Source organism: Sphingobacterium sp. GQ94, assembly GCF_059758715.1.
The window spans coordinates 37153-53943 of sequence record NZ_JCAXEC010000019.1 but is presented as its reverse complement, the minus strand read 5'-3'; the positions used below and the strand labels follow the sequence as shown (position 1 = coordinate 53943).

Genomic DNA, 16791 nt, shown 5'->3' with positions numbered 1-16791 from the left:
ATCTTATGAAAAACTCAAGACGTGATTTTATAAAGAAAACAGTCATCGGAGCATCAGCTCTTTCCTTTGGTGGTATACTGCCAGGCTTTAGTGCGAAGAGTTATGGCAATATTATAGGTGCCAATGAGCGTATCAATATCGCCATGATGGGGGTAAATGCGCGCGGAAAGGCGTTAGCAAGTAATTTTGCAATGCAACCCAATTCAGTGATTACCCATTTATGTGATGTGGATTCCAGAGCGATAGAGAAGTGTATGGTATCGGTGATGGAGCGACAAAAAAGTCAACCAAAAGCGGAAGGCGATTTTCGCCGTGCGTTAGAGGACCCATCCGTAGATGCGCTGGTTGTAGCAGCTCCGGATCATTGGCATGCTCCTGCAGCAATTCTGGCCTCACAAGCAGGCAAGCATGTGTACCTGGAAAAACCGTGTAGTCACAATCCACGTGAAGGTGAACTATTGGTTCAGGCTGTAGAAAAATATAAGAACGTTATTCAAATGGGTAACCAGAGACGTTCTTGGCCAAATGTAAAGGCTGCAATTAGTGAATTACATCAGGGGGTTATCGGACGTGCATATTATGCCAAAACCTGGTACGCGAACAACAGACCATCGATTGGTATAGGTAAAGAAGTCGCCGTACCTGAATGGTTGAACTTTGATTTATGGCAAGGACCAGCGCCAAGACAGGCTTATAGAGATAATATTCTGCATTACAACTGGCATTGGTTTTGGGATTGGGGAACAGGAGAGGCCTTAAACAATGGAACTCATTTTGTGGACATAGCACGCTGGGGTCTTCAGGTGGATTACCCAACAAGGGTGAGCTCCACAGGTGGAAGATACCGATACCAAGATGATTGGCAAACACCTGACACCCAAAGTATCGGGATAGAGTTTGGAAATAAAGCCACCATTACCTGGGAAGGCAGAAGCTGCAATGGGTTAGCGAGTGAGGGTGCAACAGTCGGCGTTATTTTTTACGGTGAGAATGGATCACTGCAAATTGATTCTGGAAATGCTTACAAGATTTATGATCTTAAAAACAAGTTAATCAAGGAAGTTAAAAATGATGTCAAAGTGGACGCTACCAGTCTTACTAATCCATCTCAAACCTTAGACGCAATTCATATTCAGAACTTCTTTTCTGCTATAAAAGACGGTAAACCATTGAACTCTGATATTCTTGGAGGACATCAAAGTACGCTTTTGGTTCAATTGGGAAATATTGCTCAGCGAACAGGAAGGAGCCTGAAAATTGATCCAAATAACGGACGCATCTTGAACGATAAACAAGCGATGACGGATTTTTGGTCTAGAGATTATCAAAAAGGATGGGAAGTAAAAGTCTAATTCCCTTATGATACAGATATGACGCCACTCATTAAAATATACAATGCACAACTGATTACCGCTCATCAGGTGATTGATCAAGGGACTGTCCTGTTAAAGGATGGCAAGATTGATTACATCGGAGGTGAGCAGATCGATGTACCCCAAGGTAGCATAGAGATTGACGCGCGGGGACAGTATGTTTCTGCTGGATTTATTGACATCCATGTTCATGGAGGCGGCGGAGCGGATTTTATGGATGGTTCTGTAGCGGATTTTTTGACTGTGGCACAGTCTCATGCGCGTTATGGGACCACCTTGATGAATCCAACGACACTGACCAGTGAAAAATCAGGACTCTTTGACACGCTGGAGAATTATCAGAAAGCTCTGGAGTTAAATACCAAAGGTGCTTCTTTTATGGGAATGCACCTCGAGGGACCTTATTTTGCAAAATCTCAGGCCGGAGCTCAAGATCCTAAATACATTAGAAACCCAAATCCTGAGGAATACAAAGAGGTCATTTCGCGTTATGGTGGACTCATCAGCAGATGGAGTGCTGCGCCAGAACTGCCCGGGGCGTTAACTTTTGGACGTTACCTTATTAAACATGGAATTCTTGCTGCTTTAGCGCACACCGATGCAATCTATGAACAGGTCATTGAGGCTACAGACAATGGGTATTCTTTGGCAACACATTTGTATTCAGGGATGTCCGGGGTTACGCGCAGAAATGCCTTCCGTTATGCTGGAGTGATCGAGAGCGCTTTTTTAATCGATGAAATGGATGTGGAGATTATTGCTGATGGCGTACATCTTCCTGCACCTTTATTGAAACTGATTTACAAGATTAAAGGAGCGGACCGAATTGCCCTGATTACCGATGCCATGCGTGGAGCAGGAATGCCCCCAGGGGAGAGTGTGTTGGGGAATAAAGATACAGGTCTAAGGGTTATTGTTGAGGATGGTGTAGCGAAGCTTCCAGATCGTAGTGCTTTTGCCGGAAGTGTGGCAACGACCAACAGATTGGTTAAGAACATGGTTCAGTTGGCTGAAGTTCCACTAGTCCAGGCGATCAGGATGCAAACATTAACACCTGCAAGGATCATGGGGGTACAGGATACCAAAGGATCACTTACGGTAGGAAAAGATGCTGATGTGGTTATTTTTGATCAAGATTTCGAGGTTTTATGGACCATAGTCGGGGGTCGGATTGTCTATCAATCTACTTGATTTTTAAAGCCTTGATTGGAAGTTCAATATATTCGTTATTTTTGGTGATTCTGAATAAGCAATATTTATGGAGAAAGAGGAGAAAAAATTAGTAGGTGTCAAAGAAATAGCCCGTAGAGCGAATGTTTCCATTGCAACCGTGGATCGTGTTTTACATGAAAGAACGGGTGTTTCTGAGAAGACTAAACAAAAAATTAAGGACATTATTAAGGAATTGGATTACAAACCCAATATTCTTGCTCGTCGGTTGGCTTCTGCTAAAACGATGCACCTTTTCACCTTAATTCCTTCGGTATCTGAGGAAACAGATTATTGGGAAGTACCTCTAAATGGCATTATTCAAGCTGAAAATGAAATTAAATTGTATGATGTAGAAGTCACAAAACTCTTCTACGACATGAACAATAAGGAGTCTTTTATAAAGCAAACTGAGCTTATATTAAACCAAAAGTCTGTGGATGGTGTATTAATAGCACCGGCTTTTATCCCTCAGGCTATTGATTTCTCTCAAAGCTGTCAAAAAAGAAATATACCGCTTGTTTTTATAAACTCCGATATTCCTGATCAGAAGCGCCTGTGTTATTTTGGACCTGATTTATTTTACAGTGGATATTCAGCGGCTCATTTGGTTCATTACCTTTTAGCAAAAAAGGATAAAATTGTATTGATGAACATTGCCAAAGATATTGAATCGGATCACCACATTCTTCGAAAAGAAGAGGGTTTTTTGGATTACTTTGCAAAGAAAAACAGAACTATTTTAAAAAGAAACATTCGCAAAACCGATTACAAGTCGGTGCAGAAGAATTTGACAGAATTATTTGCTGAAGCCCAGGATATCCGTTTAATATTTATTACCAACTCCCGTGTTTCATTAGTTGCACAATATTTAGAATCTATCGGTAAACAGGATGTTATTTTAATTGGTTATGATTTTTTAAGTAGAAATATTGAATTTCTGAACAAAGGAATTATTGACTTCTTAATTTGCGAAAAACCCCAGGAACAGGCGTACAGAGGAATTAAAGCCCTTTACCGAAAATTGATGTTTGATGAGAAGAGTGAGCAAACCTATTATATGCCTATTGATATCATCCACAAAGAAAACCAAGGATATTACAGAAATTAAAAAAGTTCCCAACCTGTAATGGATACTATGTTTAAGTAACGGGTACCTACCCATTATTTATAGAGGGAATATGGCAGCGTTTTAGCTTTAATTTATTTAGGAAATGATAGTAGAAGAAAGAAAGATTGATAATTTATATATACGAAAATATGTTAGCCGCAGGGACCTGGGTCAGGATGCAGCCAGACTGGTTGGTGAAAAAATAGTTGAGTTGCAGGCTCATCAAGACCAAATACATATGATTTTTGCTTCTGCTCCTTCACAGAATGAGTTTCTAGTTGCTTTACTAGAAAATAAGACAATTGATTGGACGCGAATTGTTGCCTTTCATATGGATGAGTATATCGGATTATCGACACATCATGAACAGAGTTTTGGTGATTTTTTAAGAAAAAAGCTTTTCGATTTGGTGCCTATTAAAAAGGTACATTACATTCAGGGAGATGCTCAGGATATCCAGCAGGAATGTAGGCGCTATGAAGCGTTGTTAAAAAGTCATCCTATTGATTTGGTTTGTATGGGCATAGGTGAGAATACGCACATTGCCTTTAATGATCCGCATGTGGCTGATTTTGGCGACAAGCAACTTGTCAAAATAATTGACCTAGACATCAAGAGTCGTCAGCAGCAGGTCAATGACGCCTGTTTTGAGCGTATCGAACAGGTTCCAACTCACGCTGTAACCTTAACCATTCCGGCGTTATTCTCCGGGCGTTATCTTTTTTCGATGGTTCCCGGGACCAATAAAGCAAAAGCTATTTACCAAACTTTACACGAAGAAATAAGCCCTAATTTTCCATCCACTGTGCTTAGAAATCACCAGGATGCTATCTTGTTTATCGATGAACAGAGCGGAGAATTATTAGGACATAACTAATAGTCAAGTAAATCGGCACGGATTTCTGCATGCGCTGATCCTCAAAGAATTGTAGCTGAGCTTATACTCCATATAGGAGAGTTGTTGTATACTTTCAGTGGGATAAGCTCAATTCATCCTGCTCCCAAGCCCTTTACGCCAGGACCTGCTATCACGAATTATCGCGGTATTATTCGCTTAACCGGTCATAAGTATGTTACAATAGAGGAGTGCTATTGGGTGAATTTATTCCTTAAAATACGCCTGTAATTAGCCTGAATAATTTTATGTCTTATTCCATCGCATTCTTTACAATTAATCTGTAAATTGGGGGAATAAACCATATCAATCATATATTTCTATAGCTATCTCTGTTTACTATTTACTATTTCTTTGACTATGTATTCAAAAATAAATGCTGAAAACTTTAAAGAGGTGTTTTATACATACTATGATAGACTATATTCCGGATTTTATAAAAAAACGGAATCCCATGAAATTGCTCAAGATTTAACCCAACAAACGTTTATTAAATTTTGGAGGTATCGGGATTCCTATACTCCGGAGCTCTCGGTTGAAATTCAGTTGTTTCGAAAGGGGAAATTAATTTTTATTGATTGGTTACGCAAGGAGTCAAAAGACAGGCAAATGATCAATAACCTTAAACAGGAAAAAATTCCTCTCAATGAGCTCTCGCTTGAAATAAGGGATTCATTACACCATGCTATTGATGGGCTGTCACCTATTCGCAAACAAGTTTTTAATCTAGCTTACATTGAAGGTTTTAGTCATAAAGAAATTGCTGAAAGACTCAATGTTTCCGTGCGTACGGTAGAAACCCATGTCTATAAGTCTGTTAAACAATTAAGGAAGGTTCTGGCGCTTATTTTCATTCTGGCGCATCTTTAAAAATATTTTTTTTGGCTGGTACGTAGTTTTTGAGTTAGGAACGTATATACTGACAAAAGAACCTAATTAATACATTGTGAATCCGGATATTTTAAAAAAATTCTTATCCAATGAATGCTCCTACAAGGAGTGTGAAGCTGTTGCTGAATTCCTTGAGAATAATCAGCAAGCCTTGGACGAGATTGATCTTTTCGAAGATATCAGCCCGGATGAAATGATTCACGTCCTAGACTTTGAGAAACAAGAAGTTTTGGCCCAAGTCCTCAGGCGCCAGATTTTTACGCTGGGTATTAAACAGTTTCTTGTTGCCGCAGCCGTGTTAATTGTGGGCATTTTCTCTTTCTACAAAATTGGCCTTGAGGATTTTCGAAAGCTGGGATCAGATCAGCTTTCTTTTACCATTTCCAATACCACTGAGAACAGCAAATGGTATTTTCTTCCCGATAGTAGCCGGGTTAAGTTAGAACCTAATGCGCAATTGAGCTACCCTGCAGATTTTTTGGTGGATAGGGAGCTAACCCAAATTCAGGGGCAGGTAACCTATTATGTCTATCCGGATACCACGCGCCCATTTCGGGTCGTATATCAAGGGGTGCAGACGCAAGCCTTAGGTACTATATTTTCTATTCGCAATCATACCTCAGATAAACTGCTCATTGAGTTGCTGGAGGGTAAAATTCTTCTTGAGGATCACAAAAAAGAATTGAAGAACAAGATTTTTCTAAAAGACCATCAGGCGATTATCTTAAATAAGGAGGATATGAGTTATTCCCTTGTTGAGAAATCAAGCACTAATTACAAGGAGTCCTGGGATCTTGAAAAAAAGAAAAGCATTGTGAATTATCCAAAAAGCTCGATTGCCTGGTCTAATAAAATTGTTGTCTTCAAGGGGGTTTCAAATCCAGACCTCTTTAGCATTATGGAACGTTTGTATGCGGTTACCATTGATATCGAAAATAAGGAAATTCTGAACGGGAATTTTACCGGAGAAATCTATCACCAGGACAATTTAGAGGTGCTGCTTCGTAATTTTTGTCAGATCAATGGATGTGAATTTTCTATTGAAGGTGAGATAGTTGTGATTAAGTAAGTGTTTTTTAATAACCAATAACCATTTATAAATTAAACTTAATAACTATGAAGAGTAAAGTAATTTACCCATTGCTAATTTATGGGCTATTCACACTTTTTCATCAATCTTTTGCGCAAACCCATACGCGTGCAACAGGTAAGGTGATCTCAAGCGATGGCGTTGCTATCCCGGATGCGACGATAGAAGTACTTGATGTAAAAAGTCAGCAGAAAAAAACTTTTGGATCCGATGAACAGGGTATATTCAATCTGAATGACCTTACCGTTGATGGTGTTTATCATATTTATGTACATCATGTGGGCTTTGAGCGGGATTCAATATTGAATTTCGTGGCGAAAATAAATCAAACCAACAGCATCTTAGTTCGTTTAAAACCGGATGATACTCAGCTCGATGAGGTCGTTGTGATTGGGTATGGTACAGCCTTAAAAAAAGACGTAACGGGTGCAATATCTTCGGTAGAGGGGAAAGATATTGCGATTAGAAAAACAACCCAATTATCTCAAGCTCTTCAAGGTGCAATTCCTGGAGTGATGGCGACACGTTCAAACAGTGCTCCAGGTGCATCCACAACGGTACGCGTTCGGGGTATTACTACCATTACCGATGGTGGGCTGAATCCATTGGTGATTCTCGATGGGGTGCCTATCGGAAGCATAGATCAGGTAAATCCCAATGATATTGAGAATGTAACGGTTTTAAAAGACGCCGCATCAGCCTCTATTTATGGTTCAAGAGCGGCCGCTGGGGTTATTCTAATTACGACCAAAAGGGGAAAGGAAGGTCAGTTATCGCTGGATTACAACACCGATTTTGGCTTTGAAACCCCAACCGAACTTCCTGAATACGTTGGCGCTCAACGTTATTTACAATTAGTGAACGAATTGCGGTGGAATGATAACAACAACAATGAGAATGAATACCCCATTTATGCCAAAGACCTTGTCGATAATTACCTTTCTTTAAACAAAGAAAATCCAAATCTTCATCCCATTACTGATTGGCAAGATCTAATTTTAAAAGATCGAGCCAGTAGAGAGAGTCATCAGCTCTCGGTTGCCGGAGCTGGAAAACACCTTCAGACCCGGTTCTCATTAGGGTTTGATAATACGGATGCATTATACGTGCATCGTAATTATGAGCGGTTAACCTCAAGATTAAACAACAACATCATCGTCAATGATTTTCTATCTGCAGTTGTGGATGTTAATTTTAAACGGACCACCGACAACCGCCCTTATGTAAACCGGGTTTCTGCCGATGGTGAACCGATGTATCGAATGGGAATAACAGCACCAATCTATGCTGCAACCTGGGATGATGGAAGACTAGCCTCGGGTAAAGACGGGGATAACATTTATGGCATGTTGAATTTTGGGGGGAATAACAAATACCAATACAATCAACTCGGGGGAAAAATTGGCCTTGATCTTAAACCCCTTGATGGGTTGACTCTGACTGGCGTAATTGCACCCATTTTTAACTTCGATCGCACCAAAGAGTTTAAAACAAAGGTTCCTTATACTGCCTGGGATGATGCGGAACAAACTTTAGGGTATATCAATGGTCATGATGCAACCAAGTTAAATGAGGTAAGAGTTGAAAGTTACCAGTATACAACCCAATTTCTGGCCAATTATTTAAAGGGATTTGGTCAACATAATCTTAATTTATTGGCTGGTTATGAGTTCTTTTACTATTACAATGAAAACTTAAGTGCTTCCAGGGATCAGTACTTGCTTGATGGCTATCCGTATTTGAATATAGGGCCGTTGGAGTTTCGAGACAATGGTGGTTCAGCGTACGAAAATGCCTATCGTTCGTATTTTGGTCGGGCGATGTATAATTATGCGAATAAATATTTTCTTCAAGCAAACATCCGTTACGATGGATCATCTCGTTTTGCCAAAGAATACCGTTGGGGAGTATTCCCTTCGGTTTCCGCTGGTTGGGCCATCTCTCAGGAAAACTTCATGAAAAATATACCATGGTTGAACTTTTTAAAACTTCGGGCTTCTTATGGAACCTTAGGCAATGAGCGGATTGGGAATTATCCTTATCAATCACTCATCGAGTTCTCCAATGGAGCACTTTTTTACAATGGAAATGAACCGGTATCGGCTCAGTCAGCCTCCCAATGGCAATATGCCATTCGGGATATTACGTGGGAGAAAACAGAATCTTATGATGTGGGATTGGATTTTGCGGGCTTAGATAACAGGTTGAATGCCACATTCGATGTATACAACAAAATAACAAGCGATATGTTGCTCGCCCTACAGATTCCAATTTATATTGGCTTTGAAAACCCCAATCAGAATACCGGAAAGATGAGTACAAAGGGTTGGGAATTGGCTTTAGGCTGGAAAGAAAAGTTGGGTAAATTTAATTATGGAGTTTCCTTTAATATCTCTAATTTCAAGTCAGTGATGGGCGACCTTGGGGGTACAGAATTCTTAGGTAGCCAGGTGAAAATGCAGGGCAGTGAGTTTAATGAATGGTATGGCTATGTTTCTGATGGAATTTATCAAAATGAACAGGAGGTTAGCAATTCTGCGGTTTTAAATGCAAATGTAAAACCTGGTGATATTCGCTATAAGGATATTAGCGGGCCCGATGGAACCCCAGATGGACTAATTTCTCCAGAGTATGACCGGGTGTTACTTGGTGGTTCCTTACCTCAATATCTCTATGGAGGACAAATTAATATGGGTTACGCCGGATTGAATTTAAATGTTGTCGTGCAAGGTGTAGGAAAGCAAAACACACGTCAAACCACGGATATGATTCGACCATACCAACAAAATTGGGGAAATTTCCTTTCTATTTTAGATGGGAACACCTGGAGCCATTACAATTCTGAACAGCAAAATCAGCAAGCCAAATATCCCCGATATTCCAATACATCGGCCGGGAATAATTATGCAATGTCCGATTTCTGGATGATTAATGGAGGTTATTTCCGTTTAAAGTCTGTGAATCTTTCTTACCAAATTCCTGAAACATTTTTAAACAAGTACCATGTAAAAGGTATGGGCGTTTCTTTCACTGCAAATGATATATTGACGGTGAATAAATTCCCTAAGGGTTGGGATCCTGAGATGACCTCCTTCACCTATCCGATAACCGCTTCCTTTTTATTTGGTATTAATGTGAAATTTTAAAAGCATCCTCATGAAACTAAAATTAATATATATAGGCCTTTCAATCAGCATGTTCTCCTGTCAGAAATTAGACATGAACCCGCTGTCCCAAGGTTCAAGTGAAACTTGGAATTCCAATGCAGATGAATTGGTTATGTCCTTAAACGACCTTTACCGGGAAGCACTTTGGTTAAAAGATGCTGATGATTGGACGGATGATTGGATTTATCGGGACGGATTAACGGACATAACAAATGCCACCATTAACGGCCAATCTTCCTTTGTCATTACCAATTGGCAGAACACCTACAAGGCAATCTCTAGAGCAAACACGGTCCTACAGGATATGCATAGGGTAGAGGGTGTGCTCTCGGAAAATCAAATTAATGCCTATACGGCAGAAGCTCGTTTTGTGCGAGCATGTATGTATTCGTATTTGCTCAGTCACTATAGAAATGTGGTGTATTCCGATAAAACAATGAGCATAGAGGAGGCGTATGAAGTTGGCCAAATGGACCCCCAAGAGCTTTTAATGAAAATTTATGAAGATTTTGATTTCGCCAGCTCGAACTTGAAGGAATCGTATAGTTCCTCTGAATTAAAACGGGCAACAAAAGGAGCTGCCTTAGCGATGAAGGCAAGGATTGCACTTTACATGGGGGATTTTCAGACGGCAAAAACTGCCTCTAAAGCTTGTATAGATTTGGGTTTATATAGCTTACATCCTGATTTTTCGAATTTATTTTTGTCAAAAACAAAACAGTCTGCCGAATCGATTTTTCTTTTACCACGATCCATCACCTTGGGTGTGGCTCTTGGAGATCGTCAAAACTTTGTTCCCAGAAATAATGGAGGATGGGCCGCCAAGGATCCATCTTGGGATTTATTATTTTCCTTTTATTGCAAAGATGGGTTACCTGTTGATGAATCACCCTTTTTTGATCCTAAAAATCCTTTTCAAGATCGGGATCCTCGCTGCAAGGCCACCATTGCTGCCTTTGGTGAACCCCACTTAGATTACATCTACAATCCGCATCCGCTTGCCCTGACAACAAAAAGGATATCCACTGGTGCTCAGGTGAAAAACAATGACAATAGAGCAAATGCGCAATATGCCTCCTTCAACGGTTTGGTTTGGAATAAGGGGGTTGATGGGGATTGGATGTTAAATTCATTCCGTACCGAGCCGGATAATATTATTATCCGATATGCAGATGTTTTGTTGATTTACGCTGAGGCTAAAATCGAATTAAATGAGCTTGATGCCACTGTTGTAGACGCCATCAACCAAGTTCGTGCTCGGGCCTACAAGGTAGATGCTTCCTCGGCGCTCTACCCGAAGGTTCTCCTAGGCACCCAGGCGCAGATGCGTAAAGTACTCCGGGCCGAGCGAAGAATGGAATTCGCCCTTGAGGGGTTAAGGTATATGGATATAATTCGATGGAAGCTTGCCGAGAAGGTTTTAAATAAACCCAATTATGGTCTTTTGGATCCTGCGGACCTAGTGGCAAAAGTGGTTAACCCAGGAAAATGGTTTTTACCCTCTGCCCCCGAGATAGACCAAGATGGCGTTGCTGATTTCAGTCCTTTTTTCGCCCAAGGCCTAATTAAGCAAATTGCCATTAGAAAATTTGATGCCGATAAACAATACATCTGGCCAATTCCCTCAACAGAGGTGCTAACGAGTGGTTTAACACAAAATCCAAATTATTAAAAATGCGAAATAGAAATTATTATCACTGGACATGGCTTGTAGGTCTATTGTTGAGTCAAATGAGTCTATACGCTCAGCACAAAAGCTATAGTGGGATTTACCCAAACCTAGCGATGTATAACTTGGAGGGAGAATGTGGAACAGGCGCGCTGGTGAGCTGGAACGATAAATTATATGTGGTGACTTATGGACCACATCTTCCCTTAGGTTCCTCGGATAAATTATACATCATCGGCAAAAACAAGGACGTTCAGGTTTATGATCATTCGGTTGGCGGAACCCCCGCCAATAGAATGATTCATAAGGAATCAAAACAATTATTTATTGGTCCGTACATCGTTGATGCTAACAATAAGATCACTGTTATTGATCCAAAGGTGATGCCCGGACGCCTAACGGGCATGGCCAGACATTTGCATGATCCTGAGCATAAGGTGTATTATGCCACCATGGAGGAGGGGTTTTATGAATATGATTTAACAACCAAGAAGGTTACCGAACTCTATACGGATGTGAACCTAAAATCAGAGACTTACCGTTCTAAATTACCAGCGGAGCGAAAAGCACAAAAACAACACTTTGCAGATTTATTTGGTGTTCATGGTAAGGGCCTGTATAGCGGACAAGGGGTACTGGTTTATTCGAATAATGGTGAGCCAGGTGAGTTGGCCTTAAAGCAATACGATATCCCTGCTGGTTCTTTATCTGAGTGGAATGGTAAGGATTGGAAATTGATTCGCCGTAACCAGTTTGTTGAAATTACCGGACCTGGAGGAATCTACGGGAATACGAATTCTAAGGACCCGATTTGGGCCACAGGATGGGATCATAAATCCGTTATTGTGGGTCTAAGAGATCAGGACAAAGGATGGCAATTTTTTAGGCTACCTCGAGCGAGCCGGAGTTATGACGGGGCGCACGGCTGGAACACTGAATGGCCAAGAATTCGGGACATTCAGGATGGTTCCTCTGATTATTTAATGACCATGCATGGAATGTTTTGGAAGTTTCCTAAAACATTCTCGGCAAACAACACCAAAGGAATTAGACCCAGATCTTCGTATCTAAAAGTGATTGGGGATTTTACCCGCTGGAGGGACATGTTGGTCTTTGGAACTGACGATTCAGCCCAAAAGGAATTCTTAAATAAACGAAAAATTAAAGGAGACCTTCAAGGGGCTGGTCAATCGCATTCTAACTTATGGTTTCTTAAAGATCAGCAGTTAGATCACCTGGGATCCACGACCGCCGAGGGCGCTGTGTGGGTTGAAGATGAACTAAGCGATAAGTTGATCTCCGAACCTTTTTTAATTGCCGGCTGGAAACACCGAAATGCCTGGTTAAAGAACCACAATAATTTTCCCGTGGAATTTGAATTGCAGATTGATGCGCAAGGAACACAGGATTGGCGGTTGTTAAAAAAAATCAGCCTAGCTGCTGGAGGCTCTCTACAGGATGCTATTCCTGCAGATTTGCAGGCGGAATGGATCCGGGTAAAGGTGTCTGCTGCGGGCACGTATTCGGCTCTTTTCTCTTTTGAAGGCGAGCAGCAGGCAAAACTCGAATCGTCCTTATTCGAACATGTTTCCAGAGTGAATGAAGAGGCGTACTTAGGAGGGTATTTATATGCCTTGGGAGATAATCAGCGGAAGATGGGTGTGCTTGCGGGAGAGGTGGATAAAGACGAATTTAAGGTGTCAGCGTATTATGAACTTCAAGAGAACATGGAACTCATCAAGACAGAACATCCTGAAAATCAAAAAATAATTAAGGAGTCATTTTATATTCCAAAAGATGTAGTACAGATTGAAAAGAGTTCCGTTCTTGTTGTGGATGATTTGGGCCGCAGATGGCGATTTCCAAAAGGGGATCCAAAATTTGATAAACTTACCAACAATGGCTTAACCAGATTAGCGCGCGAGGTGGTAACGGAGCGAGATTTATTGAACCTACATGGCACCTTTTATGAGCTTCCAGCAGAGAATGCGGACGGTTTTGCAAAGGTAAGACCTATATCAAGTCACAATATGGCCATTCATGACTTTGCATCTTATCGGGGCTTGCTGGTCCTCTCTGGAATCGCTAAGCTCGGAAATCAGGAGCATGTTATTCGCTCTGGTGACGGCAAAGCAGCACTTTGGGTTGGCGCCATTGACGATCTATGGAAGTTAGGGAAACCCAAAGGTCATGGAGGACCTTGGTTAGAGACTAAAGTGGTTGCAAATCAATATAGTGACCCCTATCTTTTCGGGTTTTATGAACGTAAAAAAGTACAGTTGAAACATGATGGAAAATCAGAAATTCAGTTTACCTTAGAGCTAGATCCTTCAGGTAATGGGGAATGGATTACCTACAAAAAAATTAATGTCATGCCAACTGATGGAGTTTCATTTGAATTTCCACAGGGACTGCAAGCAAGATGGATTAGATTTTCTGTTAATAAACCGTGTAAAGCAAGTGCAATTTTAACCTATGAATAAACTACGAATCGGCATACTACTGCTCCTAGGCCTTGGGCCGCTACTGGTATGGGGACAATCCTGGGAAGATCTTAAGGTTGAGAAGAACCCAATTTTTGTGTTCACGGTTAACGATACTCTTAATTTCCCAGTTTTTGTTGTAGAAACTCCGGCAGATAGCATGCTATATTATGGAACGCAGCTAGAGACCAATGTATGTAATGATCAGGTCTGTTTACCGATTCAAGTTAATTTATTTTGGGACTTATTAGGAAATTTTCATCATTTCAGTAAAGAGAAACAGGTTCATTTTACCAAATTTGATCACCAATATTTTGAAGAGCACGATTACACCAGGTTACAAAGCATATTAATCGATAGTTTATCTCCTTTACGAGATTATCAGGTTGAAGATTTGCTTGATAAAAAGGCAGAGAAGTATTCTTTAGAGGTGGATGCGGTCACCCGGCCAACTTCAGCAATATTCTCAAATGTTACTGTATCAGGGGCCTTGTATACCGTTTATACCCTTTGGCATATTGTCAACGGTCCCATCAAACAACGCTTGAGAGAATTTGTAAATACCCATTATCAAGAGCGAAACTGGATTGCTTATTTTGCTGATTCATCCAATCCAGCTTATCAGGAATATTTTATTAAACACCTAGATTCAGGGATGCTTAAGAGGTATCAGGACAAGGTGGTTAATTTGCTTTTTGCAAAAGATGATTATGTACCGCATTACGCTTTAGAGGCGTTGCAGGGTGATTTTTTTAAAAATGCCGATCAATACAATACTGTTCTTAAACAGCTTGGTGAACTAAAAGCTCATGTAGTCACTGAATTATTAAATTCCATTTCTAATGTGAATCCACAAACTAAAATGATTTTGATGGATTTTCGAGATGGAAAAAATGCTTCTGCAGAACAAAAAGTTATCATCAATAAAATTTTAAATTATGAAGAATAATAGAAGAGATTTTTTAAAAGCCATAGGGATTGGCTCAGGTGCTTTACTGGTGGATCCAGTATTGGCAAGTACAATACAAAAACAAGATATAGGTACTCAGGATTACCAATTGAAGAATCCTGAATCTGTTTTTGCCGTTCGTAAATTAGAAACAGATTTTGTTGTTGCCGGAGGTGGAATGTCTGGCTTATGCTGCGCCCTTGCTGCCGCTCGAAATGGCTCAAAGGTTGTTCTAATTCAAAACAGATCTAGGCTGGGCGGAAATGCTAGTTCTGAGATTCGAATGCATATTTGCGGGGCGACCGCACTCGCTCAGGTGTGGCGTGAAACTGGAATTTTAGAGGAGGTTATGCTCACCGAGTCTCACACCAATCCGCAAAGATCCTGGGAGATTTTTGATTATGTCATGTATGATAAGGTATTATCTGAACCAAATATTACCTTGCTTTTTGATACCATGTTGTATGATGTGAAAACGAGCGCCAAAAAGATTGTAGAGGTTCAGGCGTATTGTTCCCAAACGGAGGAAATTTATCAGGTGAAAGCAAAGTTTTTTGCAGATTGTACCGGGGACGGCACCTTGGCGGCTTTAGCTGGAGCAGAGTTCATGCGGGGAAGAGAGGCTAAGTCTGAGTTTAATGAGCCTCTGGGTTTAGAGACACGTGATGATATCACCATGGGAAATAGTTTACTCTTTCAGTCCACCAAGCACGACAAGCCCATGCCTTTTAAAGCGCCTGATTGGGCAAGGAAGTACAAGTTTTCCGATTTTAAATACCGTAGGATAAATTCGTGGGAATTTGGCTATTGGTGGATTGAGCTTGGCGGTTTGGAAAATATTGTTCATGACGGTCAGAAAATCCGTCATGATCTAATGGGGGTTGTGTTTGGTGTTTGGGATTACATCAAAAATTCGGGAAACCATCCTGAATCTGAGAATTGGGCGTTGTCTTGGTTTGGGTCCATTCCAGGGAAACGCGAAAGCAGAAGGATTACCGGGGACTATGTTTTGACGCAAAACGACATCTTGAAAATGGAGAATTTTGACGATAGGGTTGCTTATGGCGGATGGCCGTTGGATGATCATCTTCCTGCGGGAATGGACGATACTTCGTTAAGCCCCTTCCGTTCTATTCCACTAAAAGGGCCATACTCCATTCCATTGAGGAGTTTGTACAGTAAATCCTTTGACAATTTGGTAATGGCCGGAAGAAATATTTCTGTCACTCACGTAGCGCTATCAACCACCCGTGTTATGGCAACCTGTGCCACTTTAGGTCAAGCCGCGGGAACAGCTGTTGCATTTTGTTTAAAAGAAGGTCTTACTCCTAGAAAAATTGTTGAGAATAAGGCAAAGCTCAAAGACTTTCAACAACTTTTATTGCGCCAAGATCAGTCTATCTTAAAAATAAAGAATGAGGATAAATTAGATTTGGCCCTGCAAGCTCAGGTGAGCGCTTCCTCAGAAATACCCGGATATGAGGCGAAAAAAGTAATTGATGGCTATAATCGTGATGTTCAGGATGGAGATTCGCATCAGTGGCGTGCCCCTTTAGGCTCATCCCCCCAAAGCATTGATCTTTCCTGGGCTAAAGCGCAAGCAATCTCTAGTGTTGAATTTACGTTTGATTCCGGTTTGAATAGATTTCTGCGTCTCTCAGGGGAAAATTCAGTGATGAAGAAGCAGGAAAGGGGACCTCAACCTGAAATTTTAAAAGAATATACAGTAGAATTGTATCGCGGTGATACCTTGGTTTCTAAACAGGATGTTCAAGATAACATCTTACGAAAGGTGGTTCATCAATTTGAGGGGGTTTTGGCTGACAAAGTTCGGTTAGTGGCTAAACAAGCGCATCGAGATGAAAATGTTCGAGTTTTTGAAATCAGATGTTACGCATAAAATAAATTTTCTATAAATTTATGTCTTCTGCAAAGGGTTGCCTTTGCAGAAGTT

At 40.8% G+C, this 16791-nt stretch carries 11 protein-coding genes; all 11 read left to right on the top strand.

Annotated features, from left to right (window positions below):
• Nucleotides 1–5: 5 nt before the first annotated feature.
• The 11 genes from AC6CHH_RS14705 to AC6CHH_RS14655 all read left to right on the top strand — a co-directional run bounded on the left by AC6CHH_RS14705 (nucleotide 6) and on the right by AC6CHH_RS14655 (nucleotide 16737).
• On the top strand, nucleotides 6–1352 hold the full coding sequence (locus AC6CHH_RS14705; RefSeq protein ID WP_498284201.1) for a Gfo/Idh/MocA family protein: 1347 nt from the start codon (nucleotides 6–8) through the stop codon (nucleotides 1350–1352).
• Between the two features lie 18 nt (nucleotides 1353–1370).
• Nucleotides 1371–2564 (top strand): N-acetylglucosamine-6-phosphate deacetylase, encoded by a 1194-nt coding sequence (gene nagA / locus AC6CHH_RS14700; protein ID WP_498284199.1) that lies wholly within the window; start codon nucleotides 1371–1373, stop codon nucleotides 2562–2564.
• A 67-nt stretch (nucleotides 2565–2631) separates the two neighbouring features.
• Nucleotides 2632–3693, top strand: coding sequence for a LacI family DNA-binding transcriptional regulator (locus tag AC6CHH_RS14695; RefSeq protein WP_498284197.1), 1062 nt, complete (start codon nucleotides 2632–2634; stop codon nucleotides 3691–3693).
• 103 nt (nucleotides 3694–3796) lie between these two features.
• Entirely contained in the window at nucleotides 3797–4570 is a 774-nt protein-coding gene (locus AC6CHH_RS14690; RefSeq protein ID WP_498284195.1) for a 6-phosphogluconolactonase, read from the top strand.
• 378 nt (nucleotides 4571–4948) lie between these two features.
• A complete protein-coding gene (locus AC6CHH_RS14685) occupies nucleotides 4949–5458 on the top strand; it encodes an RNA polymerase sigma factor (RefSeq protein WP_498284193.1) in 510 nt (169 codons plus the stop codon).
• Between the two features lie 76 nt (nucleotides 5459–5534).
• Nucleotides 5535–6548, top strand: a complete 1014-nt coding sequence (locus tag AC6CHH_RS14680) for a FecR family protein (protein ID WP_498284191.1) — start codon at nucleotides 5535–5537, stop codon at nucleotides 6546–6548.
• A 47-nt stretch (nucleotides 6549–6595) separates the two neighbouring features.
• Nucleotides 6596–9715, top strand: coding sequence for a SusC/RagA family TonB-linked outer membrane protein (locus AC6CHH_RS14675; RefSeq protein ID WP_498284189.1), 3120 nt, complete (start codon nucleotides 6596–6598; stop codon nucleotides 9713–9715).
• Between the two features lie 10 nt (nucleotides 9716–9725).
• The gene (locus tag AC6CHH_RS14670) at nucleotides 9726–11408 is read left to right on the top strand and encodes a RagB/SusD family nutrient uptake outer membrane protein (protein ID WP_498284187.1); all 1683 of its coding nucleotides are present in this window, start codon (nucleotides 9726–9728) and stop codon (nucleotides 11406–11408) included.
• A 2-nt stretch (nucleotides 11409–11410) separates the two neighbouring features.
• Nucleotides 11411–13888 carry a hypothetical protein gene (locus AC6CHH_RS14665; RefSeq protein WP_498284185.1) on the top strand — a complete coding sequence of 826 codons (2478 nt, stop codon included), beginning with the start codon at nucleotides 11411–11413 and terminating at the stop codon, nucleotides 13886–13888.
• Nucleotides 13881–14837 (top strand): hypothetical protein, encoded by a 957-nt coding sequence (locus tag AC6CHH_RS14660; RefSeq protein WP_498284183.1) that lies wholly within the window; start codon nucleotides 13881–13883, stop codon nucleotides 14835–14837. Before AC6CHH_RS14665 ends, AC6CHH_RS14660 begins: the two co-directional genes overlap by 8 nt.
• On the top strand, nucleotides 14827–16737 hold the full coding sequence (locus tag AC6CHH_RS14655) for an FAD-dependent oxidoreductase (protein WP_498284181.1): 1911 nt from the start codon (nucleotides 14827–14829) through the stop codon (nucleotides 16735–16737). Before AC6CHH_RS14660 ends, AC6CHH_RS14655 begins: the two co-directional genes overlap by 11 nt.
• Nucleotides 16738–16791 lie beyond the last annotated feature (54 nt).